Consider the following 21889-nt stretch of genomic DNA (forward strand, 5'->3'; position numbering starts at 1 on the left):
GCCTACGCCTTCGAGGCCCTGATCGAGTACATCAGCGGGAAGCGGGGCCGGTCGGCCGAGAAGCGGTAGTAGCCGTCCTCGTGCCGCGCCAGCGCCTCGAAGCGGGGGAACAGCGTCACGTCGTGCTCGTGCAGGAACTCGATCCGCAGCCCCGCCTTCGCGATCGCCGTGACGACCTCGCCGACCGGGTGCACCCACTCCACGCTGCGGTTGTGGACGGTGACGGCGTCGAGGTCCGCGTACGTGCCGGACGAGGTGTCGACCCACGGCTCGCGCACGAAGTAGTCGTTCACGATCCGGGTCGCCGTCTCGTCGTCGAACGAGTCGGTGATCGGGTGGAACTCGGCGACGTAGAGGAAACCACCGGGCGCGACCAGCGAGGCGGCCGTCTCCGCCCAGCGGTCGATGTCGGGAAGCCAGCACAGGGCCCCGCCGCCGGTGTAGACGATGTCGTACGAGGAGTCCGGCACCGCCTCGGCCGCGTCGTACGCGTCGGCCGCGACGAACGCGGCGCGGTCCTGCGTGAGGCCGAGGTCGGAGGCGAGGGAGCGGGCGACGTCCACGGCCGGCTCGGAGAAGTCCAGGCCGACGACCCGGGCGGCGCCGTGCCGGGCCCAGGACAGGGTGTCCAGGCCGATGTGGCACTGGAGGTGCAGCAGCGAGCGTCCGGTGACGTCCCCGACCTCCTCGAGCTCGAAGTCGCGCAGGGCGTCCTTGCCGGCGCGGAAGGCGTCGAGGTCGTAGAACTCGCTGGCTACGTGGAGCGGGACGCGTTCGTCCCAGCGGGCGCGGTTGGCCGCGTGCCAGTCCTCGGGGGTGGGTGCGTACATGTCCGGGAGGTTATCCACAGGCTGCGGACGGGGCGAACCATTTGTCGGGCCGACGGAGCATCATGGCTGCATGACTGAGGAGATCAAGGACGAAGACGCGGGCGCGGGCGCGGACGTGAACGAAGGCACGGACACGGGCGCGGACGGCGGGGACTTCGCGGCGGCCCCCGCCTGGGAGCAGCGGTTCCGCGCACCGCGGGTGTCGCTGCCGGAGTGGGCCGAGGAGGCCCCGGACCGCTCGCTGTTCGTGTCGAACGCGACGGGGACGTACGAGCTGTACGCGTGGGACCGGGCGACCGGTGTGCAGCGGCAGGTGACCGACCGGCCGAACGGGACGACGGACGGCACGCTCAGCCCGGACGGCCGGTGGATCTGGTGGTTCTCGGACACCGACGGCGACGAGTTCGGCGTGTGGATGCGCCAGCCGTTCGGCGGCGGCGTGGACGAGCCGGCCGTGCCGGGGCTCGCCGCCTCCTATCCGGCGGGCCTCGCCATCGGTCGGGAGGGCACGGTCGTGGTCGGCCGGTCCACGGACGAGGACGGCTCGACCGTCCATCTGCTGCGGCCGGGCGCCGAGGGGCCGGTGGAGATCTACCGGCACCGCGAGTCGGCCGGCGTCGGCGACCTGTCCCACGACGGGAGCCTGATCGCGATCGAGCACACCGAGCACGGCGACGCGATGCACTCGGCGATCCGGGTGCTGCGCGCCGCCGACGCCTCGGCGGTGGCCGAGCTCGACGACACCAAGGGCGGTACGGAGGAGCTGGGCCTGACCGTCCTCGGCTTCGCGCCGCTGGCCGGGGACACCCGGCTGCTCGTCGGTCACCAGCGGCGCGGCCGCTGGGAGCCGATGCTGTGGGACGTGGCCACGGGCACGGAGACCGATCTGCGGCTCGACCTGCCGGGCGACGTGTCGGCCGAGTGGTATCCGGACGGCTCGGGCCTGCTGATCGTGCACGGCTTCGAGGCACGCAGCGAGCTGTGGCGGTACGAGATCGCGACCGGCGCCCTGGTGCGGGTGGACACCCCGGCGGGAACGGTGTCGAGCGCGACGGCCCGGCCGGACGGCACCGTGGAGTACCTGTGGTCCTCGGCGGCCCACCCCTCGGTGGTGCGGTCCACGGACGGCTCGGTCGTCCTCGACCCTCCGGGCCCGAAGGCGCCGCCGTCGGTGCCGGTGGAGGACGTGTGGGTGGAGGGCCCGGGTGGTCGCATCCACGCCCTGGTGCAGCGCCCCGCCGAGGGCGAGGGCCCGTTCCCGACCGTGTTCGAGGTGCACGGCGGTCCCACCTGGCACGACAGCGACTCCTTCGCCGCGGGCCCCGCCGCCTGGATCGACCACGGCTACGCGGTGGTGCGGGTGAACTACCGCGGCTCCACCGGCTACGGGCGGGAGTGGACGGACGCGCTGAAGCACCGGGTCGGTCTGATCGAGCTGGAGGACATCGCGGCGGTCCGTGAGTGGGCGGTGGCGAGCGGCCTCGCCGACCCGGAGAAGCTGGTGCTCGCGGGCGGCTCCTGGGGCGGCTATCTCACCCTGCTGGGCCTCGGCACCCAGCCGGACGCCTGGGCGGTCGGTCTCGCCGCGGTGCCCGTCGCCGACTACGTGACGGCGTACGAGGACGAGATGGAGGCCCTGAAGGCGCTCGACCGCACGCTGCTCGGAGGGTCGCCGGAGGAGGTGCCCGAGCGGTTCACGGCCTCCTCGCCGCTGACGTACGTGGACGCGGTCAAGGCGCCGGTGCACATCTCGGCCGGGGTCAACGACCCGCGCTGCCCGATCCGCCAGATCGAGAACTACGTGGACCGGCTGGCCGCCAGGGGCGCGGTGCACGAGGTGTACCGGTACGACGCGGGGCACGGCTCGCTGGTGGTGGACGAGCGGATCAAGCAGGTCGCGCTGGACCTCGCCTTCGCGGCCCGCCACCTGGGGACCCGGAAGGAGGTGGACTGAGGGGCCTTGCGTACCGTGGGGGTGTGTACCGGTTCCTGAGAACGCCCCGCTGGTGGGGGATCAACGCCTTCGTTCTCCTCGCGATCCCGTTCTGCCTGTTCATGGGCACGTGGCAGATGGGCAAGTTCGAGGACCGCGTCGCGGCCCACCAGGAGGACGAGCGGCGGCCGGACCCGGCGGCGCAGTCCGCCGAGGCACTGGAGACGCTGCTGCCGGTGGACAAGGAGACCTCCGGGCGGGTCGCCCGCGCCAGCGGGCGGTTCGGCGAGCAGTTCCTGGTGCCCGACCGGGAGCTGGACGGCCGCACCGGCGCGTACGTGCTCACGCTCCTGAAGACCGACGGCGGCAAGGCGCTGCCGGTGGTCCGCGGCTGGCTGCCCCCCGGCGCGAAGGCGCCGGCGCCGCCGGCCGGCGAGGTGACGGTGACGGGCGCGCTCCAGGCCTCGGAGAACCCGGGCACCAAGGGCGTCCGCGCGGCCGGCGGGCTGCCCGAGGGGCAGCTCGGCATGATCAGCGCCGCGTCGCTGGTGAACGTGGTGTCGGACGACGTCTACGACGCCTGGATCACCCTGACCGACTCCCCGGCCGGACTGACGCCGGTGCCGGCGACGGCCGCCGCGGGCACCTCCCTGGACATGAAGGCCTTCCAGAACCTGGGCTACACGGCCGAGTGGTTCGTCTTCGCCGGCTTCGTGCTCTTCATGTGGTTCCGCCTGCTGCGCCGAGAGGCCGAGGCCTCCCGCGACGCCGCGCTGGGCCTGTAGCCGCACCCGGCGCGGGGCCGGGCCTGTGGGCCGACCAGGCGCCGGGCCGGGCCTGTGGCCGACCAGGCGCTGGGTCGGGCGGGCTTCCCCGCGGCTGGGTGGCGCCGGAGGCCGAGCCGGGTCGCTCAGGAAGCGTCCAGGACTCCGGTCCGGTAGATCGTGCCCGCGCAGGCGTTGGGGATGGTGGCCGCGGCGACGGGGCCGCCCGGGTCCGCGGTGTGGGTGACCTCGACGCTGCCGTCCGCCGGGCCGCCGTCGGTGGCGAGCTGGGTGGTGGCGGCGTTGTCCGTGCTGTCCGAACCGGTGGAGCCGGTGGTTCCGGTGCCGGCCGAGGTCGAGCCTCCGGCCGTCGACGGGCTCGGGGTCGGCGTGGGCTCCGGGCCGGTGGTGGGGCAGGTCTCGCTGGGCACCCAGGCGAACCGCACCTCGTACGCGTTGTCCGGGGTCAGCAGCAGCTTGGGCGCCTCCTGCGAGGGGTCGGGCAGGGCGCTCGCCGCGTCGCCCGAGGTGTGCTCGACGACGGTGATCCGCGAGCCGTCGGCGGCGCCGCGCGCCTCGAAGCCGACCTGCCCGGAACCGCCGACCACGCAGTCGCGGGTGGAGACGTTGGCGATGCGGAAGGTCCCGTAGACCTTCCCGGAGGCGTCCGGCGCACCGGTCTGCACGGAGCTGATGCCCAGCTGGCCGGCCTCGCAGACCGGCTTGGCCTCCGGGGCGCCGGACGGCGCGGTCTCGCCGCCGGAGCTTCCGCCGGGGCCCTCGGCCGACGCGGTGGGCTTGCCGCCGGCGCCCTCGGCCTCGCCCTGGCTGGGCGCCGCGGTGCCGGGGGCCGGGGCGTCGCTCTGCTGGCCGCCCTCGATGCCGGTCTCGGTGCCCGTGCCGCCCTGGGCCTGCTCGCCGTGCCCGGCGTTGACGGCCTTGTCGGCGGTGACGCCGCCCGAGGAGGCGACGTGCACGAGTGCCGGAACGGCCGTACCGACGAGGACCACCGCGGCGGCGACGCCGACGAGCGCCTGCCGCTTGCGCACCCGGCGGGCGGGCACGGCGCGGCGCAGGTGGTCGAGCGCGCCCTCGGAGGGTTCGAGACCGGCCACCGCGCCCTGGAGGAGGCGCCGCAGCGCCAGTTCGTCGGGCGTGCCGTTCTCCGGCGCTTCGTTCACCATCCCGCGTCCACTCAGGTCGTCCCGGTCACCGTGCTGGTCGTGCTGCTCGTTCCACGCCGCGCCGCGGCTCGCTTCCCGGTTCGCACCGCGGCTCGCCCCAGGGCCCGTCCCCCCGCTCGCCCCGGGACTCGCCCCGCGGCTCGCCGCGTGGCTCGTGGCGCGGCTCTGCGCGACGCCGTCACGGGCACCCTCCCGGGTGCCGTCACCGGCGCCGTCCAGCGGCCCGCTCATGACGTGGCCTCCATGGCGACCCGCAGCGCCGCGATGCCGCGGGAGCCGTAGGCCTTGACGGAGCCGAGGGAGATCCCGAGGGTCTCGGCGACCTGTGCCTCCGTCATGTCCGCGAAGTATCTCAGCACGAGGACCTCGCGCTGCCGCCGCTGGAGCCCGCGCATGGCCTTGATGAGCGCGTCGCGCTCCAGCTGGTCGTAGGCCCCCTCCTCCGCGCTGGCCATGTCGGGCATGGGCTTGGAGAGGAGCTTGAGGCCGAGGATGCGCCGACGCAGCGCGGAGCGCGAGAGGTTGACGACCGTCTGCCGCAGATAGGCCAGGGTCTTCTCGGGGTCGCGCACCCGCCCGCGCGCCGAGTGGACCCGGATGAAGGCCTCCTGGACGACGTCCTCGCACGAGGCGGTGTCGTCGAGGAGCAGCGCGGCGAGACCCAGCAGCGAGCGGTAGTGGGCCCGGTAGGTCTCGGTGAGGTGGTCGACGGTGGTGCCGGCTGCCATCGTGTCGTCAGCGCCCTCGCGGGGCGCCGGAATGCCGCTGACGGGGGCCGGACGGCTGGTCCTGATGGGCATGGGCGCGATCACCGGCATGCCGCCGACCGCGCGCGGCCGCCTGAGCGGGCGCACCGCGGTGCTGCGCAGCGGGATGACCGCCGCGATGTCGAGTACCTCTGCCACGCCTGTTGGACACGCTTCCCCCCGTCAGGGTTGTACGCGTACGCCACCGTTTTTGGCGGTGCGTCATTTGCCCTCATGCGTACCCGTTCTCCCCCGATGCCCCGCTGGTGCGGCGTGCTCCGCGTCACATGCTTCCGGGTGCACGCGAAGACGCTCCCGCCCGACCACTGGTTGCAGAGGGAGGGAACAGCATCGTCGTCCAGGACATCTGACCTGATCAAGAGGCATCTGAAGCCGATTTGCTCACAAGGCGTTCACAGATCCTACAAAGTTGAACGGTGAGGTGGTGCCGATTTCCGGACACCCGCGCAAACCGGAGAACCGAGGGGGCTACGGAGGAGTGATGTCGGCCGCGATCCGCTCAGCGATCTGTACGGCGTTGAGCGCGGCCCCCTTGCGCAGGTTGTCCCCGCACACGAAGAACTCCAGCGCCCGCTCGTCGTCCAGCGACCGCCGCACCCGCCCCACCCACGTCGGGTCGGTGCCCACCACGTCCGCCGGCGTCGGGTAGTCGCCCGCCGCCGGGTCGTCGTACAGCACCACACCCGGCGAGGTCGCCAGGATCTCGTGGGCGCGCGCCACGGTGACCGGCCGCTCGAAGCGGGCGTGCACGGAAGCGGAGTGCCCGGCCACGACGGGCACCCGGACGCAGGTGGCCGAGACCCGCAGCCCCGGCAGGCCCAGGATCTTCCGGGTCTCCTCGCGGACCGCCAGCTCTTCCGTGGACCAGCCGTCCGTCGCCGGCCGGCCGTCCGCCTCCGGCACGCCAGGGACGGACTCGCCCGGGGCGGACTCGCCCGTGACGGGTTCGTCCGTGACGGGTTCGCCCGACCAGGGCAGCACGTTGAGCGCGAGCGGCCCGGGGAAGGGGCCGGTGTGGTCGCCGACGGCCCTCCGCACGTCGCCGGGATGGACGCCGAGCTCGCTGCCGGTGACCAGGGCCAGCTGGTGCCGCAGCGCCGCCGTGCCCGCGCGTCCGGCGGCGCTGGCGGCCTGCTGGACCGTGACGACCAGCTCACCGAGGCCGTACTCGGCGTGCAGCGCGCCCACGGCGACGATCAGCGCCAGGGTCGAGCAGCCGGGGCTCGCGACGATGCCGCGCGGCCGTACCCGTACGGCGTACGGATTGATCTCGGGGACCACGAGCGGCACGTCCGGGTCGGCCCGGAAGGCCGCGGAGGTGTCGACCACCACCGCGCCCTTGGCGACGGCGATCGGCGCCCAGCGCGCCGCGATGGCGTCGGGCACGAGGAAGAGGGCGAGATCGACGCCCGTCAGGTTCTCCTCGCTCAGTGCGAGGACCTCGCACTCCACCCCCCGTACCGCCAGCTTGCGGCCGGCGGAGCGGGGGGAGGCGAGCAGCCGTATCTCGCCCCAGACGTCCTCGTGGTGCGAGAGCGCCTGGAGCAGCACCGCGCCCACGGCCCCGGTCGCTCCCACGACCGCGAGCGCCGGTTTGCCGCTCATGCGTCACTCACCGAAGTGCGCCGCTCGTCGACGGAGGTCCGCGGTCAGCGGCCCGTGCCGCCGTAGACGACGGCCTCGTCGGAGTCGCTGTCCAGACCGAAGGCGGTGTGGACGGCGCGGACCGCCTCGTTGACGTCGTCGGCGCGGGTGACGACCGAGATGCGGATCTCGGAGGTGGAGATCAGCTCGATGTTGACGCCCGCGTCGGACAGCGCCCGGAAGAAGTCCGCGGTGACGCCCGGGTTGGTCTTCATGCCGGCGCCGACCAGGGAGATCTTGCCGATCTGGTCGTCGTAGCGCAGCGAGTCGAAGCCGATCGCGCTCTTCGTCCGCTCCAGGGCGTCGATGGCCTTGCGGCCCTCGGCCTTGGGGAGGGTGAAGGAGATGTCCGTCAGGCCGGTGGAGGCCGCCGACACGTTCTGGACGATCATGTCGATGTTGATCTCGGCGTCCGCGACGGCCCGGAAGATGGCCGCGGCCTCGCCCGGCTTGTCCGGCACGCCGACGACGGTGATCTTCGCCTCGGAGGTGTCGTGGGCGACACCGGAGATGATGGCCTGCTCCACCGTGGAGTCCCCTGTCGGTTCGTTGCTGACCCACGTGCCCTGCAGCCCCGAGAAGGAGGAGCGGACGTGGATCGGGATGTTGTAACGACGTGCGTACTCGACGCACCGGTGCAGCAGCACCTTGGAGCCGGAGGCGGCGAGCTCCAGCATGTCCTCGAAGGAGATCCAGTCGATCTTCTTCGCCTTCTTCACCACGCGCGGATCGGCGGTGAAGACGCCGTCGACGTCCGTGTAGATCTCGCAGACCTCGGCGTCGAGCGCGGCGGCCAGGGCGACGGCGGTCGTGTCCGAGCCGCCGCGGCCCAGCGTGGTGATGTCCTTCTTGTCGGCGGACACACCCTGGAAGCCGGCCACGATGGCGATGTTGCCCTCGTCGAGCGCCGTGCGGATCCGGCCCGGCGTGACATCGATGATGCGCGCTTTGTTGTGGACCGAGTCGGTGATGACACCGGCCTGGCTGCCCGTGAACGACTGGGCCTCGTGGCCCAGGTTTTTGATCGCCATGGCCAGCAGGGCCATGGAGATCCGCTCTCCGGCGGTCAGCAGCATGTCGAACTCACGGCCGGCCGGCATCGGGGATACCTGCTCGGCGAGATCGATCAACTCGTCCGTCGTGTCGCCCATCGCGGAAACCACGACGACCACCTGGTGGCCGTTCTTCTTGGCTTCCACGATCCGCTTGGCGACGCGCTTGATGCCTTCGGCATCGGCAACGGAGGAGCCTCCGTACTTCTGCACGACAAGGCCCACGTGCGCTCCTCGCTCAGTCCTTGCCACAGCTTGGCACTGCGGTCGGTTCAGTCTAACGAGCGAGGCCGAAACGCCACCGGTATACCGAATGGTGAGATACGGCGCTCGAAGAGTGATCACGCGCCACGAATGGGGGGCGGTGCCTCCCGCGTGCCCACACGCGAACGGCCCGCCGCTTCCCCTCCGGATGTCTCACCGGGAGCGGGGGCGGCGGGCCGGGGGCCGGGCGGCAGAGCCGCCTGCCCGTCATGCCTTGGTCGGGCCTTGCGTCAGACCTTGCGGCGGCCGCGGAGGCCCAGCGGGGCCGCGATCTCCTGGATCATCACGCGGCCCGCCTCCTCCGCCAGGTCGTCCTCGGTCATGTCCTCGTCCGTGTCGAGCCCGTCCAGCTCGGCGAGCGGCTGGTCGAGGCGCACGTGGGCGACCAGGGACTGCAGGGCGCGCAGGGTCGCGGAGGCGGTCGGTCCCCAGTTGGAGAAGTACGAGAACTGCCACCACCACAGCGCCTCGCTGGTCCGTCCGGCCCGGTAGTGGGCGAGGCCGTGCCGCAGGTCGGTGACGATGTCGGCGAGGTTGTCGGAGATCCGGGCCGGGACCGGCGCCTTGCGCGGCTCGTACGGATCGAAGACCTCGGAGAACACGTCCACCGGGTCGAGCATCGTCGCGAACCGCTCGCGCAGGTCGTCCACGTCCATGTCCGGGCCCGCGTCGGGCTCGTAACGCTCGTCGGGAACGATGTCCTCGTGCGCGCCGAGCCGGCCGCCGGCCAGCAGCAGCTGCGAGACCTCCAGGAGCAGGAAGGGCACGGCGCTGTCCGGCTCGTCGCCCTTCGCGACCTCGGTCGTCGCGACGATGAAGCTCTCGATCGAGTCCGCGATCTGGACGGCGAAGTCGTCCGGGTCCTGCGTGACGGAGTGCAGCGTGGCGTCAGACATCGAGGAGCCTTCCTGCTCGGGTCCCTGAGAGCGCACCGGGCCTGTCGTCATACATCTAGCAGCCGCCGCCCCTCGAAGGCACGCCCCAGGGTGACCTCGTCGGCGTACTCCAGGTCGCCGCCGACCGGCAGGCCGCTGGCCAGCCGGGTCACCTTGAGGCCCATGGGCTTGATCATCCGCGCCAGGTACGTCGCGGTGGCCTCGCCCTCCAGATTGGGGTCGGTGGCCAGGATCAGCTCGGTGACCGTGCCGTCCGCGAGGCGGGCCAGCAGCTCGCGGATCCGCAGGTCGTCCGGTCCGACGCCCTCGATGGGGCTGATCGCGCCGCCGAGCACGTGGTAGCGCCCGCGGAACTCGCGGGTGCGCTCGATGGCGACGACGTCCTTCGGCTCCTCGACCACACAGATGACGGTCTGGTCCCGGCGCGGGTCACGGCAGATGTTGCACTGCTCCTGCTGCGCCACGTTGCCGCAGACCGCGCAGAACCTGACCTTCTCCTTGACCTCCATGAGCGCCTGCGCGAGCCGCCGCACGTCGGTCGGCTCGGCCTGGAGGATGTGGAAGGCGATCCGCTGGGCGCTCTTGGGACCGACGCCGGGCAGTCTGCCCAGTTCGTCGATGAGGTCCTGAACCACGCCTTCGTACAACTCAGCGCCCTTCTTGGGAGTGCTTGATTCTTACGGTAGTGGCTGGAAACCGGCCACAGAAGGTGTACGGCTCAGAAGCCCAGGCCCGGCATCCCGCCCAGGCCCTGCGCCAGCGGGCCCAGCTTGGTCTGCTGGAGCTGCTGCGCGTTCTCGTTGGCGGCCTGCACCGCGGCCACGATCAGGTCGGCCAGGGTCTCGGTGTCCTCCGGGTCGACCGCCTTGGGGTCGATGACCAGGCCGCGCAGCTCACCGGAGCCGGTCACGGTCGCCTTGACGAGGCCGCCGCCGGCCTGGCCGTCGACCTCGGTCGCGGCGAGCTCGGCCTGGGCGCGGGCGAGGTCCTGCTGCATCTTCTGGGCCTGCTGGAGGAGCTGCTGCATATTGGGCTGGCCACCACCGGGGATCACGGTCACTCCTCAGGTCTGGAACGCGGTAAACCGAACTGGCGAGCTCGGTGAGCTCTGCGAGCTTGCGAGCTCGGTGAGCTCTGCGGGCTCTGCGAGCCCGGTGAACCGAGCCTACGTGGTCTCCGACCCCCACGCCGAAGCAACTCTTTCGAGTGAGAAACTGCGGGCTCCTCTACCTGATCAACACCCTCTTGCGGGCGGAAATCCCGGGATTCCGGGCCCACAGCCCACCATTCGGCGGTAGGAAGGGCAGGCACCACGTGCACCGCACGTCACAGAAGGACACGAGCGCTGAGCTGAACAGAGGAGTTCCCCGGTGAGCCAGCAGCCGGACATGCAGCCACAGCCGGGGAACCCCGAAGGCCCGGGCAAGCCCGGACGTCCGGCCGCGGACCGAGATCTGACCGGATCGCCCTTCCCGCTGGGCGACTGGGGCGAGCCCGCCGAACGCCTCGACGAGCTCTACCGCTGGGTCGAGTCCAACGCGCTGCGCACCGCCGAGTGGTACCTCTCCGACCGCGTCTGGAAGCGCCGCTGCGCCCGCGCGCTGCGCGTCGGCACGGCCCTCGGCGTGATCGCGGGAGCCGCGCTGCCGCTGCTCGACCTGACCGGGGTGGCCGAGGGAACGGCCGGCTGGGGCTATCTGTCGCTGCTGCTCGCCGCCGCCTGCCTGGCCTGCGACCGCTACTTCGGCCTGACCTCGGGCTGGATAAGGAACGTGGCCACGGCCCAGGCCGTGCAGCGCCGCCTCCAGGCGCTCCAGTTCGACTGGGCCTCGGAGAGCGTGCGCGAGGTCCTCGGCCCCACCGAGGGCACCGCCAGCGAGGCCGCCGAGCGCTGTCTGGGCATCCTGCGCCGCTTCTCGGAGGACATCACCGAACTCGTACGGGCGGAGACCGCCGACTGGATGGTCGAGTTCCGCTCGGGCCCGGCGCCGCTGGCCCTGCAGTCCGTCGGCACCACCCCGGCCCGCCCCGAGAGCGGCCACCCGTCCGGCCGCTTCCCGCTGCCGCCGGGCACCCGCCCGAACATGCCGCGCCAGCGGCCGCCGGAGCCGCGCTGAAGCCGTAGGGGGAGGCCCGTAGGGGGGCGGTGGCCCCCTGGCCGTACTCGTACCCGTGCAGGAAGGGGCTGACGCCCTAGCTCAGGATGATCATCGAGCCCTGGCCCAGGCTCCGGGTCGCCGCCGCGTGGAGTCCCAGCCACACGTGCCGCTCGCGGGCGAAGGGGCTGTCGTCCTGGTACGGGACGGGGGCGGCGGGCTCCTCCAGGGCGGTGGGCCGGTCCGGGGGCCGCGGTGCGGCCGGCGGGTTGGCGGGGTCGATGCCGATCGCGGGCGCCACGAACTCCAGCTCCCGCAGCAGCCCCTGCGAGGAGCCGAGCGGTCCGCCGCCCGCCAGCAGCTCGTCGTTCGACAGCGGCACGGGGAAGTCGACCGGCACGTACGCGCCGGCGTGGTCGTAGTGCCACACCAGGTGGGACTGCTGGGCCGTCGCCTCGAACATCTCCAGGAGCTGCTCGTAGTCCCCGCCCAGCTCGCCGACCGGTTCGACGGGCAGCCCGCACATCTGGAGCAGATAGGCGCGGCGCAGGAAGTGCAGGGCCTCGTAGTCGAACCCGGCGATGGGGGCGACGTCACCGGAAAGGCCCGGCATGTACGCGTAGACGGGCACGGTCGGCAGGCCGGCCGCGGTCAGGGCATGGTCGTAGGCCGCGATCTCTTCCGCGAAGGGGTTGTCGGCGCTGTGGCACAGCACGTCGACGAGGGGGACCAGCCACAGGTCACAGGCCAAGACAGGCTCGCTCTCCGTCAGTCGCCGTCAATTTCAGGGACCGCCAGGGTAGTCGGGGCCTCGGACCACGACTACCTGCCGGCCACCTGTGGGGGTGCCTGCCCCCGGAAGACCCGCCTCAACCCGTGGCGTCCGGGCGGCCCGCGCCGCCGGCGCGCGCGTCCAGCCGGTCGGCCCACTCCAGCGACCGCGCGTTGTAAGCCCGTACGACCGCGACCGCGCCCTCCGCGTCACCTCGGGTGATCGCGTCGACCAGGTCGACGTGCCCGCTCCACAGCCAGCCCAGCAGATCGCGGTCGGAGCGCAGATAGGGCACGGAGAAGACCCAGGCCTGCACGCGGAGCCGGTGCAGGAAGTCGGCGATGTAGTCGTTGGCGGCGACGAGACGGCCCAGCTCGCGCCAGTAGCGGATGTCGTAGCCGATGAGGACGTCCAGGTCACCGGCCCGGGCGGCGCGGGCGGCGGCCTCGCCGCGGCGCCGTATCGAGACGAGCGCGACCCCGACGGAGACCTCGGGGTCGGCGGGCGTGGTCTGCGGGGCGTGGCGTCGGAAGATGCCGTCCACGACGAGCATCCGGGCCTCGACCATGCCCCGGTAGTCGTCGACGGAGAACTGGTGCACCCGGAAGCCGCGGTGCTGGTCGGAGTCGAGGAGCCCCTGGGCGCAGAGGTCGACCAGGGCCTCGCGGACGGGCGTCGCGGACACGCCGTACTGCTCGGCGATCTGCTTGACCGTGAACTCCTCGCCCGGCTGGAGACGCCCCGCGAGGACTTCGTCACGCAGCGCGTCCGCGATCTGCCGACGAAGGGTGTTGCGGGTGACTGCTCCACTGGCGGGCATGATCCTCGGCCCCCTCCTATGACTTCCGGACACCCTAGTCCAGGCCACGGAGGGGGCCGGTCACGTCACGCGGCGTGAGGCGCACGGCCCTTCTCGGACCGCGCGCCCGCCGCCGGACGGTGCGCTTGCCGTCGGGCGGTGGGCCTGCCGTCAGACCGTGTGCTCGTCGGCGACCGACAGGGCCGCGTCCAGGGCCGCCAGGCCCTCCTTCGCCTCCGCCTCGGTGATGTTGCAGGCGGGGACCGCGTGGGTGCGGTTCATGTTCACGAAGGGCCACAGGCCGTTCTTCTTCGCCGCGGCGGCGAAGGCGGCCATGGGCGCGTTGGCCTCGCCCGCCGCGTTGTACGGCACCAGCGGCTCGCGGGTCTCCTTGTTCCTGACCAGGTCGAGCGCCCAGAAGACGCCCAGACCGCGCACCTCGCCGACGGACGGGTGGCGCTCGGCCAGCTCGCGCAGGCCGGGGCCGAGAACGGTCTCGCCGATGTGGGCGGCGTGCTCGACGACCTTCTCGTCCTCCATCACCTGGATGGTGGCGACGGCGGCGGCACAGGCCAGCGGGTGACCGGAGTAGGTCAGGCCGCCGGGGTACGGGCGGGTCGCGAAGGTGGCGGCGATCTTCTCGCTGATGGCGACGCCACCGAGCGGCACATAACCGGAGTTGACGCCCTTGGCGAAGGTCAGCAGGTCGGGCACGACGTCGAAGTGCTCGGCGGCGAACCACCTGCCGGTGCGGCCGAAGCCGGCCATGACCTCGTCGAGGATGAAGACGATGCCGTACTTGTCGCAGATCTCGCGGACACCGGCGAGGTAGCCGGGCGGCGGGGTCATGATGCCGGCGGTGCCCGGGACGGTCTCCAGGATGATCGCGGCGATCGTGTGCGGGCCCTCGAAGGCGATGGTGTCCTCGAGGTGCTGGAGGGCGCGGCCGCACTCCTCCGCCTCAGTGGTGGCGTAGAACGGCGAGCGGTAGAGGAACGGCGCCCAGAAGTGCACGACACCGGCGGAAGCGGTGTCGGAGGCCCAGCGGCGCGGGTCGCCGGTGAGGTTGATGGCGGTGGAGGTGGCGCCGTGGTACGAGCGGTAGGCGGAGAGGAGCTTCGTACGGCCCGTGTGCAGCCGGGCCATGCGGACGGCGTTCTCGACGGCCTCGGCACCGCCGTTGGTGAAGAAGATCTTGTCCAGGTCGCCCGGGGTGCGCTCGGCGATGAGGCGTGCGGCCTCGGAGCGGACGTCCACGGCGAAGGCGGGCGCGAAGGTCGTGAGCTTCCCGGCCTGCTCCTGGATCGCGGCGACGACCTTGGGGTGCTGGTAGCCGATGTTGGTGTAGACGAGGCCGCTGGTGAAGTCGAGGTAGCGGTTGCCGTCGTAGTCCCAGAAGTACGAGCCCTCGGCGCCGGCGACGGCGAGCGGGTCGATCAGGCCCTGGGCGGACCAGGAGTGGAACACGTGCGCGCGGTCGGCGGCCTTGACGGCCGCGCCGGCCTGGGGATCGGGCTCGACCTGAGGGGTCGCGACATGAGGGGTCATGGCTCCGAGGGTAAGGAAGCGCAGGTGGGACGGGCCATGGCCATCTTGTCCACCGAGACCGGGGCGGACGAGACAGGTTGCCGGGAGCCGCGGATGCGTTGCCGGGACCCGCGGAAGCGTTGGCGAGAGCCGCAGATACGTTGACAGCATGCTGTCGCTATGACAGTCTGCTGTCATAGCGAAGAGAAGCTGAGAGAAACGCTGAGAGAAGCGCCGAGAGGAACGCCGGGAGCAGCGCCGAAGAAGGCGCCGTTCCGCAGCCGGGGAGGCCGCCATGTCCAGCAACGCCCGCACCACCGTCCATCTCGCCGTCTACGACACGCTCGCCGACTGGGAGACGGGCCACGCCACCGCCTGGCTCGCCCGCGCCGGATTCACCGTCCGGACGGTCGGCCCGGTCGCCGGGGAGCCCGTCACCACGATCGCGGGCATCCGGATCGTTCCCGATCTCGCGCTCGCCGACCTCGACCCGGCGGACAGCGCGCTGCTGATCCTTCCCGGCGCCGAGAAGTACGACGAGGGCGACGAGCTCGCGCCCTTCACCGCCAAGGCCCGCGCCTTCCTCGACGCGGGCGTCCCCGTCGCCGCGATCTGCGGCGCCACGGCCGGCCTGGCGAAGGAGGGCCTCCTCGACGACCGTCCGCACACCAGCGCCGCCTCCTTCTACCTGGCGGCCACCGGCTACAAGGGCGGCGGACACTACGTCGAGGCCGACGCCGTGACGGACGGCGACCTGATCACGGCGGGGCCGACCGAGCCGGTCGCCTTCGCGCGCGAGGTCTTCGCCCGCCTCGGCGCGTACGAGGGGAAGCGGGACGCCTGGTACCGCCTGTTCCACGACTCCGACCCGGCGGCCTTCGCCGAGCTGGCCGGATGAGCCGCCGACAGCAGGAAGCCCTGTCCCGCACCGCGCTGAGCGTCTTCCGCCTCAACGGCCAGTTCCTCGCCGTCTCCGAGAAACTGGCCGGACCGGCGGGGCTGACCGCTGCCTGGTGGCAGGTCCTCGGCGCGGTGCTGCCGGGCCCGCTGCCCGTCGCCGGGATCGCCCGCGTCATGGGCATCACCCGCCAGAGCGTGCAGCGGATCGCCGACCTGCTCGTACGGGAGGGCCTGGCCGTCTACGAACCCAACCCGGCCCATCGCCGCGCCAAGCTCCTCACCCCGACCGAGGCGGGCAGGGCCGCGATCCGCCGCATCGACCCGGGCCACGCGGAACTGGCGGACCGTCTGATGCGCGAACTCGGCGGGCAGGAGGCCTTCGAGGAGACGGTCCGGGTGCTGGAACGACTGTCGCGGGCGCTGGATGCGCTCGACGGGCGGGACGGGCGGGACGGGCGGGATGCGCCTGAGGCCCCGGACGCGCCGGAGGCGCGGGGCTCGGCAGACTCGCCGGACGCCGCGGACTCGCGGGACGCTGCCGACGCACCGGACAGCGGCGACGAGCAGAGCGGCTGACTTCCGAGCGGTCCTCTCCTCTCCGGGGCGGTCCGGCAGGCCTCAGCGAGAGAGAACGCGCTCCAACAAGCCGACGAGCAGTGCGCGTTCGGCGACCGACAGCGGCGCCAACAACTCGTCCTGCGCCTCCGCGAGGATCTTGTCGAGGCGCTTGAGCTGCCTGCGGCCCTGCGCGGTGAGGGTGACGACGTTGCGGCGGCGGTCGTCCGGGTCGGGAGTTCGGGCGACATGCCCGCGCTCCTCCAACTCGTTGATGACGGAGACGAGATCGCTGCGGTAGATGCCGGTGCGGCGGCTGAGGCCGGCCTGGCTGGTCGGGCCGAACTCGTCGAGGGAGACGAGGACCGCGTAATGCCACTTCCGGGCGTCCTCGGCGGCCAGGCGTTCGCTGACCATGCGGTCCGCCCGGGCTGAGGTCATCGCGAGAAGACGGCTGGGCAGCCCGCGAAGACGGTCGGGGGCCTGCCGATCGTCCACGTGGTCCATCTCGTCCATCGCGGCGTCGTCGACACTCTCGACACTCTCGGCACTTTCGGCACTCGCGGGGCGCTCGCTCATGCCGTGCAGATTACCCCTTGCGTTAGTGGTCCGAACGATCTACTGTCGTTAGTGCCACAAACGTTAGTCGAATGAACGTTAGAGGAGTGAACGAGCATGTCCGAGACCCAGACCACCCGCATCACGGCCGGCACTCCCGCACCCGGCGCAGACTCCCGAGCCCTCGGCCTCGCCCACTACGCCGCCCGGGGCGTCCTGGAGCACGTCCTGGCCCGGCACGGCGTCACCTTCCAGCAGCAGATCGCTCTGCGGGCGGCCGTCACCGCCGAGACGGCACAGACGCCGGACCAGCTCGTGAGGAGCGTCCGGTCCTCCCTCAAGGCCGATCCGGCCGAGGTCAGCGCCACGCTCGACGAGCTGCTGAACCGGGGACTGCTCGTCGCGGAGGGCCCGCATCTCCTCCCCACGCAGGCGGGCCGCGAGCTGCTGGCCGCCGTCGCGGCCGAGACCGCTCCCATCTCGGCCCGTGTCTGGGACGGCATACCCGCCGAGGACCTGGCCGCAGCCGGGCGCGTCCTCGCCCTGGTGACCGCCCGTGCGAACGCGGAGCTCGCGGCACTGACCGCCTGACGCCTGACCGTCTGACCGCTTACCGCCTGACGGGCAACGCCGGTGGCGCGGATGGCGCGGGCGGCACACGGCACGGTCCCGCCCACGCCATGCCGTGGCACGGGTGCCCCGGCGCCCCGCCCAAGCCGGCACACCGCCCCGGGCCGGCACACCGCCCCGGGGCCAGGGCGGCGGCTCAGATCATCAGGACGATCCGGCCGGGCCGGCGGCCCGCCTCGGCGCGGCGGTGGGCCTCGGCGGCCTCTTCCAGGGGGAGGACGTCGGCCACACGGGTGACCAGCTCGCGGTCGGCCACCTTCTGCAGGATCTCCGTCAGGCGGGCGGCGTCCGGGCGGGCCCTGTCGAACTCGACGCGGATGCCCCGCTCGGTGACCGGGACGCGGTCCGGGGCGATGGCGACGAAGACACCGCCGTTCTGGAGGGAGGCCAGCATCGGGGTGCCGATCAGGGCTCCGTCGAAGATGCCGTCCACGCCGCCCGGGGCGATATCGCCCACGGCGCGGAGCACGTTCACCGGTTCGCCGCGGGGGACGCATTCCTTGGCGCCGAGGAGCTTCAGTTCGCTCTCGTCCCCCTCGTACGAGACGGCGATCACGTCCAGTCCGGCCGCCGCGGCGAACTGGACCGCGAAGCGGCCCACGACACCGCTGGCACCCGTGACGAGCAGTGTCGAGCCCGGCGGGAGGCCCAGCTGGTCGAGGCCCTGGGCAGCGGTGATGGCGGCGAGCGGGACGGAGGCCGCCGTGGTGAAGTCGACGTCCTCGGGAATGGGGGCCAGCCACTCCGGGGCGGACCAGATGACCTCCGCGTAGGTGCCGTGGCCGGTCAGCTCGTCGTACCAGGGAATCAAGCCCGCCACGCGGGTGCCGGCGGGCAGGGTGCCCTGCGGGCCGGTAGCCGGGTCGAGGAGGCGGCCCGCGAAGTCGGTGCCGAGGACGAACGGGGGCCGCAGCATCCCCATCTGGGCGACATACAGGCCGGCACGGATCCGGAGGTCGGCCACGGTCACACCGGCGGCCTTCAGCCGCACCCGCACCTTGCCGGGCGCCTCGCCGGCCTCCGGTTCGGGGCGGCGGGCCATGCTCAGCACCTCGGGTCCGCCAAAGGCGGTCACTTCGACGACACGCATGGGGTTCTCCTCCTGCGGAAGCCCCCTCGTGGCCATTAGACCCACGCCCGCCATGCCCGGCAACAGCTGAAGGAGGCCCGGGTGACGGCCGGCCCGAAGCCGGGGTGGCGGCCGGCACGAAGCCGGGTGGCGCCCGGCGCGAAGCCGGGAGCTGTAAGGGGAAGCTGACGGAAGGAGGAACTTCAGATGGCGGTGTGGTGGGTCCGGCCGCGGACCGCACACATGTCCGTACGGTGGCGCGCGTGGACTGGGTCAGCCCTGAGAACGTCATCGCCGTCCTCACCGCGCTGCTCGGTGTGGCCGTCACCTTCGCCGTGCTCGCCATCGAGCGCCGGGTGCCGCGCCGCAAGCGCGTCGGCTACCGAGTGCAGCTGGACACGCCGGTGGGTGACCGGGTGACGCGGCTGTTCAACGGGCGGGCCGACATGGCCGACGCCACGCTCGTCCTCCTGCGGATCGAGAACGACGGCGGTGTCTCCATCGGCCGTGAGGACTACCACCAGGAGAACCACGGCCTGACCGTCCGGTTCGCCCGACGGAAGGTGGAGGTCGCCGCCGCCTCCCAGGCGCCCTTCGACAGCGACGCCCTGGTGACCACGGACAGCGAGATCAAGCTGCCCAAGGTGCCGCTCAACCCGGGCGACTTCTTCAAGGTGCTCGTCCTGCTCACCGGCGGCGCGGCCAAGGACGAGATCACGGTGACCGGCCCGATCCGGGACGGCGGCGGCGACGGCGGCGTCCACGTCAACCACAGCGCCACCTTCGACGACAAGCCGCCCCGGTTCAGCGCGGTGGCCCGCCGCCTCACCATCACCCTCACCGTCTGCGTCGTCGCGCTCGCCTCGATCATCGTGCTGCGCGGCGAGGTCCCGCCGCCCATCGGCTGTGCCCGCGGCACGCTCACCGTCACCGGCTCCACCGCCTTCGAGCCCGTCCTCAGCGACGTCGCCCGGCAGTACGAGCGGGACTGCGAGGGCGCCACGGTGGTCGTCGACGCCCGCGGCTCCACCGCCGGCATACGGGCGCTCGCCGAGGCGGGCGCCCAGCACGACAAGGGCTCCCCCGCCCTTGTCGCCCTCTCCGACGGCCCCAAGCCCGACGGCTACCCGCAGCTGCGCGACACCAGGATCGCCGTCTCCCTCTTCACCCTTGTGGTCAACGACGGGATACCCCTCGACAACCTCACCCTGGAGAACGTGCGCGCCCTCTACCGCGGCGACATCACCAACTGGCGCAGCCTCGGCGGCCCCGACCTGCCCGTCCGGCTGGTCAGCCGGGACGCCGACTCCGGTACCCGCGAGGTGTTCCAGCGCCGGGTCCTCGGGCGCAACGAGCCGGCCAACTCGTCGCGCAACTGCGCCGCCAAGGACGATCCCGAGGCCGCGGTCATCCGCTGCGAACTCGACAGCACCGCGCAGGTCCTGTCCACCGTCGCGAGCCTGCCCGGCGCGCTCGGCTACACCGAACTGCGCTCCGGCACCGGCCTGAAGGGCCTGCACCGGATAGCCGTCGACGGCCGAAGACCGCAGGTCGACGAGCTGGGCAGCTCGCCCTACCCGTTCCGGGAGATCGAGTACGCCTATACGTGGGGACAGCCCGCGCCCGGCTCGCTGACCTCCAGTTTCCTGGTCTACCTGGGGCGCGGCGGCGGTCAGGAGGTGGTCAGCGGACACGGTCATCTGCCCTGCGCGACGCCCAAGGGCCTGCGGATCTGCGGAGAGGGATGACGGCGGGTCTGGCATCCTCTTTCGACGTGGATCCCTTGAACGCGGAAGACCCGGTCACCATAGGGCCGTTCCGGCTGCTCGGCCGGCTCGGCGTGGGCGGCATGGGCCGGGTGTACCTGGCCCGTTCGGCGGGCGGACGCGCCGTCGCGGTGAAGGTCGTGCACCCCGAGCTGGCGGCTCAGGACGAGTTCCGGCGCCGCTTCGCCCGGGAGGTCTCCGCCCTGGAGCGGGTCGGCGGCACCGGAACCGCGCCCGTGCTCGGCGCCGACACGGAGGCCGAGCTCCCGTGGGTCGCCGTCGGATACGTTCCCGGGCCTTCGCTGCGCACCGTCGTCGGCGACGAGCACGGGCCGCTGCCGCCCGAGAGCGTGCGCACCCTCGCCTCCGGGCTCGCCCGCGCCCTCGCCCACATCCACGCCGCCGGACTGGTCCACCGGGACCTGAAGCCGTCCAACGTGCTGCTGACGGTCGACGGCCCGCAGATCATCGACTTCGGCATCGCCCGCGCCCTCGACACCGTCACGGACGGCGGGCTGACCAGCACCGGCGCGGTCGTCGGCTCGCCCGGCTTCATGTCGCCCGAGCAGGTGCGCGGCGAGAAGCTCAGCCCGGCGTCGGACATCTTCTGCCTGGGTTCGGTCCTCGTGTACGCGGCGACCGGCCATTCGCCCTTCGGCGGGTCCGACAGCGGCGTGCACGCCACCATGTTCCGGATCGCCCACGACGAGCCGGAGCTGACCGGGCTCGCGCCCGAGCTCACCGGGCTGATCCGGGCCTGTCTCGCGAAGGACCCGGAAGCCCGGCCCTCGGCCACCGAGCTCGTCGACACCCTCCAGGTCACCGACCCCTGGCTGCCCGCCGACGTCCTCGCCCGGCTCGGCCGGCACGCCGCCCGGCTCCTGGAGGCCGAGAGCGCGGGCGGCGCCGAGGCCGGCGATCCCACGCCCGCCACCCCGCTGCCGCCGACCGGCGGTCCCGGGCCCGGCCCCCGGCGCCGCCGCAAGGGCCTGTTCGCCGCCGCCACCGCCCTCGTCGTGGCGGCCGCCGCCGGCCTCGCGTACGTCTACGGGCCGCTGGCCGGCCTCGGTCCGGGCGGTGGCGGACAGAACGGCAAGGCGCGCGGCGGCACCGGTACGGCGTCGGCTTCCGCCCGGCCCTCCGGGATCGTCCCGGCCGCGTTCCTCGGCGCCTGGGAAGGCGTCCTCAAGGGCACGGCGGACGCCCCGTACGAGACCAGCCGGATCGAGGTGACGCAGGGCGCGGCGGGCTCCCGGAGCGTCGTCTACACCCATGTCACCGGCGAGCGGCTGTGCATCGGCCGGGCGGTGCTGCTGTCCGCCACCGAGAACGAACTCGTCCTCGGCGACTCCGAGATCACCGCGAGCGTTCCCGCCCAGCGCTGCACCCCGGTCGCCCGCCAGACCCTGCGGCTGCGCTCCACCGACGTCGTCGAGTGGAGCTCCGGCGTCGCGAAGACCACCTTCCAGCGGGTCCCGTCCGGCGCGGCCGTCGTGCCCGCCGCGCTCGTCGGCACCTGGCTGCAGAACCCGGACCAGGTGACCCAGCCCGACGCCGACCGCTACACGTACCAGCTCACCGTCACCCAGGGCCCGGTCGGCGCGCCCCTGATCCGCTTCGACCAGTCCTTCCCGCGCACCGACAAGGAGGGCAACCCCACCTCCGAGGACGTGCGCTGCGTGGCCACCGCCGTCGTCGGCGGCGCGGGCAACCTCCTCGTCATCGGACCCGAGACCCGCGACCCGGAGACCTGGGACCCCGAGTGCGCCGAGAACGGCTCCAGCAACCTGCGGATCGTCCGCTACCAGGGCAAGGAGCTGCTGCACCTGTACTCCATGGCCTCGGACGGCGAGCCGGGCGAGTTCGTCCGCAGCTAGCCATGT

20 protein-coding genes and 1 pseudogene are annotated in these 21889 nt (G+C 72.6%); 8 read left to right on the forward strand and 13 right to left on the reverse strand.

The genetic code is table 11. From position 1 onward, the window contains the following. Nucleotides 1-2: 2 nt before the first annotated feature. Entirely contained in the window at nucleotides 3-830 is an 828-nt protein-coding gene (locus ACFWJO_RS13080) for a class I SAM-dependent methyltransferase (protein ID WP_386864777.1), read from the reverse strand. Between the two features lie 70 nt (nucleotides 831-900). On the opposite strand from ACFWJO_RS13080, the gene ACFWJO_RS13085 reads away from it, so the two are divergent. Both ACFWJO_RS13085 and ACFWJO_RS13090 read left to right on the forward strand, forming a co-directional pair. Further along, a complete protein-coding gene (locus tag ACFWJO_RS13085; protein ID WP_386864778.1) occupies nucleotides 901-2784 on the forward strand; it encodes a prolyl oligopeptidase family serine peptidase in 1884 nt (627 codons plus the stop codon). A gap of 23 nt (nucleotides 2785-2807) precedes the next feature. Then, a complete protein-coding gene (locus ACFWJO_RS13090) occupies nucleotides 2808-3548 on the forward strand; it encodes an SURF1 family protein (protein WP_384408861.1) in 741 nt (246 codons plus the stop codon). 125 nt (nucleotides 3549-3673) lie between these two features. Here the strand turns inward: ACFWJO_RS13090 and ACFWJO_RS13095 are convergent, their stop codons facing one another. From ACFWJO_RS13095 to ACFWJO_RS13125, 7 genes are all read right to left on the reverse strand, one after another. Continuing rightward, the gene (locus ACFWJO_RS13095) at nucleotides 3674-4942 is read right to left on the reverse strand and encodes a hypothetical protein (RefSeq protein ID WP_386864779.1); all 1269 of its coding nucleotides are present in this window, start codon (nucleotides 4940-4942) and stop codon (nucleotides 3674-3676) included. Then, nucleotides 4939-5529: a SigE family RNA polymerase sigma factor gene (locus ACFWJO_RS13100; RefSeq protein ID WP_384408897.1), complete on the reverse strand. Its 591-nt coding sequence runs from the start codon at nucleotides 5527-5529 to the stop codon at nucleotides 4939-4941. Before ACFWJO_RS13100 ends, ACFWJO_RS13095 begins: the two co-directional genes overlap by 4 nt. A gap of 417 nt (nucleotides 5530-5946) precedes the next feature. Continuing rightward, a complete protein-coding gene (locus tag ACFWJO_RS13105; RefSeq protein WP_386864780.1) occupies nucleotides 5947-7083 on the reverse strand; it encodes an Asd/ArgC dimerization domain-containing protein in 1137 nt (378 codons plus the stop codon). Nucleotides 7084-7127: 44 nt separating this feature from the next. Then, a complete protein-coding gene (locus ACFWJO_RS13110) occupies nucleotides 7128-8399 on the reverse strand; it encodes an aspartate kinase (protein ID WP_384408867.1) in 1272 nt (423 codons plus the stop codon). A 269-nt stretch (nucleotides 8400-8668) separates the two neighbouring features. Continuing rightward, a complete protein-coding gene (locus ACFWJO_RS13115) occupies nucleotides 8669-9334 on the reverse strand; it encodes a DUF5063 domain-containing protein (protein ID WP_386864781.1) in 666 nt (221 codons plus the stop codon). Between the two features lie 47 nt (nucleotides 9335-9381). After that, nucleotides 9382-9981, reverse strand: a complete 600-nt coding sequence (gene recR / locus ACFWJO_RS13120) for a recombination mediator RecR (RefSeq protein WP_384422275.1) — start codon at nucleotides 9979-9981, stop codon at nucleotides 9382-9384. A gap of 71 nt (nucleotides 9982-10052) precedes the next feature. Beyond that, complete coding sequence (locus ACFWJO_RS13125) at nucleotides 10053-10388, reverse strand: YbaB/EbfC family nucleoid-associated protein (RefSeq protein WP_384422277.1); 336 nt, start codon at nucleotides 10386-10388, stop codon at nucleotides 10053-10055. A gap of 334 nt (nucleotides 10389-10722) precedes the next feature. Here ACFWJO_RS13125 and ACFWJO_RS13130 point away from each other — a divergent pair, with 334 nt between their 5' ends. After that, a complete protein-coding gene (locus tag ACFWJO_RS13130; protein WP_384422324.1) occupies nucleotides 10723-11451 on the forward strand; it encodes an SLATT domain-containing protein in 729 nt (242 codons plus the stop codon). Nucleotides 11452-11527: 76 nt separating this feature from the next. Here ACFWJO_RS13130 and ACFWJO_RS13135 read toward each other — a convergent pair whose 3' ends face one another. The 3 genes from ACFWJO_RS13135 to ACFWJO_RS13145 form a co-directional block, all read right to left on the reverse strand. Continuing rightward, nucleotides 11528-12181 (reverse strand): hypothetical protein, encoded by a 654-nt coding sequence (locus ACFWJO_RS13135; RefSeq protein WP_386864782.1) that lies wholly within the window; start codon nucleotides 12179-12181, stop codon nucleotides 11528-11530. Nucleotides 12182-12299: 118 nt separating this feature from the next. Continuing rightward, nucleotides 12300-13022 (reverse strand): GntR family transcriptional regulator, encoded by a 723-nt coding sequence (locus tag ACFWJO_RS13140; RefSeq protein WP_386864783.1) that lies wholly within the window; start codon nucleotides 13020-13022, stop codon nucleotides 12300-12302. Nucleotides 13023-13172: 150 nt separating this feature from the next. Further along, nucleotides 13173-14549 carry an aspartate aminotransferase family protein gene (locus ACFWJO_RS13145; RefSeq protein WP_386864784.1) on the reverse strand — a complete coding sequence of 459 codons (1377 nt, stop codon included), beginning with the start codon at nucleotides 14547-14549 and terminating at the stop codon, nucleotides 13173-13175. Nucleotides 14550-14823: 274 nt separating this feature from the next. On the opposite strand from ACFWJO_RS13145, the gene ACFWJO_RS13150 reads away from it, so the two are divergent. Further along, nucleotides 14824-15426: a DJ-1/PfpI family protein gene (locus tag ACFWJO_RS13150; protein ID WP_386864785.1), complete on the forward strand. Its 603-nt coding sequence runs from the start codon at nucleotides 14824-14826 to the stop codon at nucleotides 15424-15426. Beyond that, nucleotides 15423-15860: pseudogene (locus ACFWJO_RS13155) on the forward strand (MarR family winged helix-turn-helix transcriptional regulator); the annotation flags it as partial. The gene ACFWJO_RS13150 and the pseudogene ACFWJO_RS13155, both read left to right, overlap by 4 nt. Nucleotides 15861-16046: 186 nt before the next feature. Here ACFWJO_RS13155 and ACFWJO_RS13160 read toward each other — a convergent pair. After that, nucleotides 16047-16499 (reverse strand): MarR family winged helix-turn-helix transcriptional regulator, encoded by a 453-nt coding sequence (locus ACFWJO_RS13160; protein WP_386864807.1) that lies wholly within the window; start codon nucleotides 16497-16499, stop codon nucleotides 16047-16049. 159 nt (nucleotides 16500-16658) lie between these two features. On the opposite strand from ACFWJO_RS13160, the gene ACFWJO_RS13165 reads away from it, so the two are divergent. Beyond that, on the forward strand, nucleotides 16659-17132 hold the full coding sequence (locus ACFWJO_RS13165) for a MarR family transcriptional regulator (RefSeq protein ID WP_386864786.1): 474 nt from the start codon (nucleotides 16659-16661) through the stop codon (nucleotides 17130-17132). A gap of 175 nt (nucleotides 17133-17307) precedes the next feature. Here the strand turns inward: ACFWJO_RS13165 and ACFWJO_RS13170 are convergent, their stop codons facing one another. Next, on the reverse strand, nucleotides 17308-18261 hold the full coding sequence (locus ACFWJO_RS13170) for an NADP-dependent oxidoreductase (RefSeq protein ID WP_386864787.1): 954 nt from the start codon (nucleotides 18259-18261) through the stop codon (nucleotides 17308-17310). Between the two features lie 242 nt (nucleotides 18262-18503). Between ACFWJO_RS13170 and ACFWJO_RS13175 the strand changes: the two genes are divergently transcribed. Then, complete coding sequence (locus ACFWJO_RS13175) at nucleotides 18504-19988, forward strand: substrate-binding domain-containing protein (protein WP_386864788.1); 1485 nt, start codon at nucleotides 18504-18506, stop codon at nucleotides 19986-19988. 26 nt (nucleotides 19989-20014) lie between these two features. Further along, a complete protein-coding gene (locus tag ACFWJO_RS13180) occupies nucleotides 20015-21883 on the forward strand; it encodes a serine/threonine-protein kinase (protein WP_386864789.1) in 1869 nt (622 codons plus the stop codon). Nucleotides 21884-21889: the final 6 nt, after the last annotated feature.

The sequence above is a fragment of the Streptomyces sp. NPDC127092 genome (assembly GCF_042722475.1).
Taxonomy (GTDB): domain Bacteria; phylum Actinomycetota; class Actinomycetes; order Streptomycetales; family Streptomycetaceae; genus Streptomyces.

Excerpts from the sequence above, each read along its gene's own strand:
- ACFWJO_RS13080 (WP_386864777.1), bottom strand. The coding sequence starts at position 830 with ATGTACGCACCCACCCCCGAGGACTGGCACGCGGCCAACCGCGCCCGC.
- ACFWJO_RS13085 (WP_386864778.1), top strand. The coding sequence starts at position 901 with ATGACTGAGGAGATCAAGGACGAAGACGCGGGCGCGGGCGCGGACGTG.
- ACFWJO_RS13095 (WP_386864779.1), bottom strand. The coding sequence starts at position 4,942 with ATGAGCGGGCCGCTGGACGGCGCCGGTGACGGCACCCGGGAGGGTGCC.
- ACFWJO_RS13100 (WP_384408897.1), bottom strand. The coding sequence starts at position 5,529 with ATGCCGGTGATCGCGCCCATGCCCATCAGGACCAGCCGTCCGGCCCCC.
- ACFWJO_RS13105 (WP_386864780.1), bottom strand. The coding sequence starts at position 7,083 with ATGAGCGGCAAACCGGCGCTCGCGGTCGTGGGAGCGACCGGGGCCGTG.
- ACFWJO_RS13115 (WP_386864781.1), bottom strand. The coding sequence starts at position 9,334 with ATGTCTGACGCCACGCTGCACTCCGTCACGCAGGACCCGGACGACTTC.
- ACFWJO_RS13130 (WP_384422324.1), top strand. The coding sequence starts at position 10,723 with ATGCAGCCACAGCCGGGGAACCCCGAAGGCCCGGGCAAGCCCGGACGT.
- ACFWJO_RS13140 (WP_386864783.1), bottom strand. The coding sequence starts at position 13,022 with ATGCCCGCCAGTGGAGCAGTCACCCGCAACACCCTTCGTCGGCAGATC.
- ACFWJO_RS13145 (WP_386864784.1), bottom strand. The coding sequence starts at position 14,549 with ATGACCCCTCATGTCGCGACCCCTCAGGTCGAGCCCGATCCCCAGGCC.
- ACFWJO_RS13150 (WP_386864785.1), top strand. The coding sequence starts at position 14,824 with ATGTCCAGCAACGCCCGCACCACCGTCCATCTCGCCGTCTACGACACG.
- ACFWJO_RS13160 (WP_386864807.1), bottom strand. The coding sequence starts at position 16,499 with ATGGACGAGATGGACCACGTGGACGATCGGCAGGCCCCCGACCGTCTT.
- ACFWJO_RS13165 (WP_386864786.1), top strand. The coding sequence starts at position 16,659 with ATGTCCGAGACCCAGACCACCCGCATCACGGCCGGCACTCCCGCACCC.
- ACFWJO_RS13170 (WP_386864787.1), bottom strand. The coding sequence starts at position 18,261 with ATGCGTGTCGTCGAAGTGACCGCCTTTGGCGGACCCGAGGTGCTGAGC.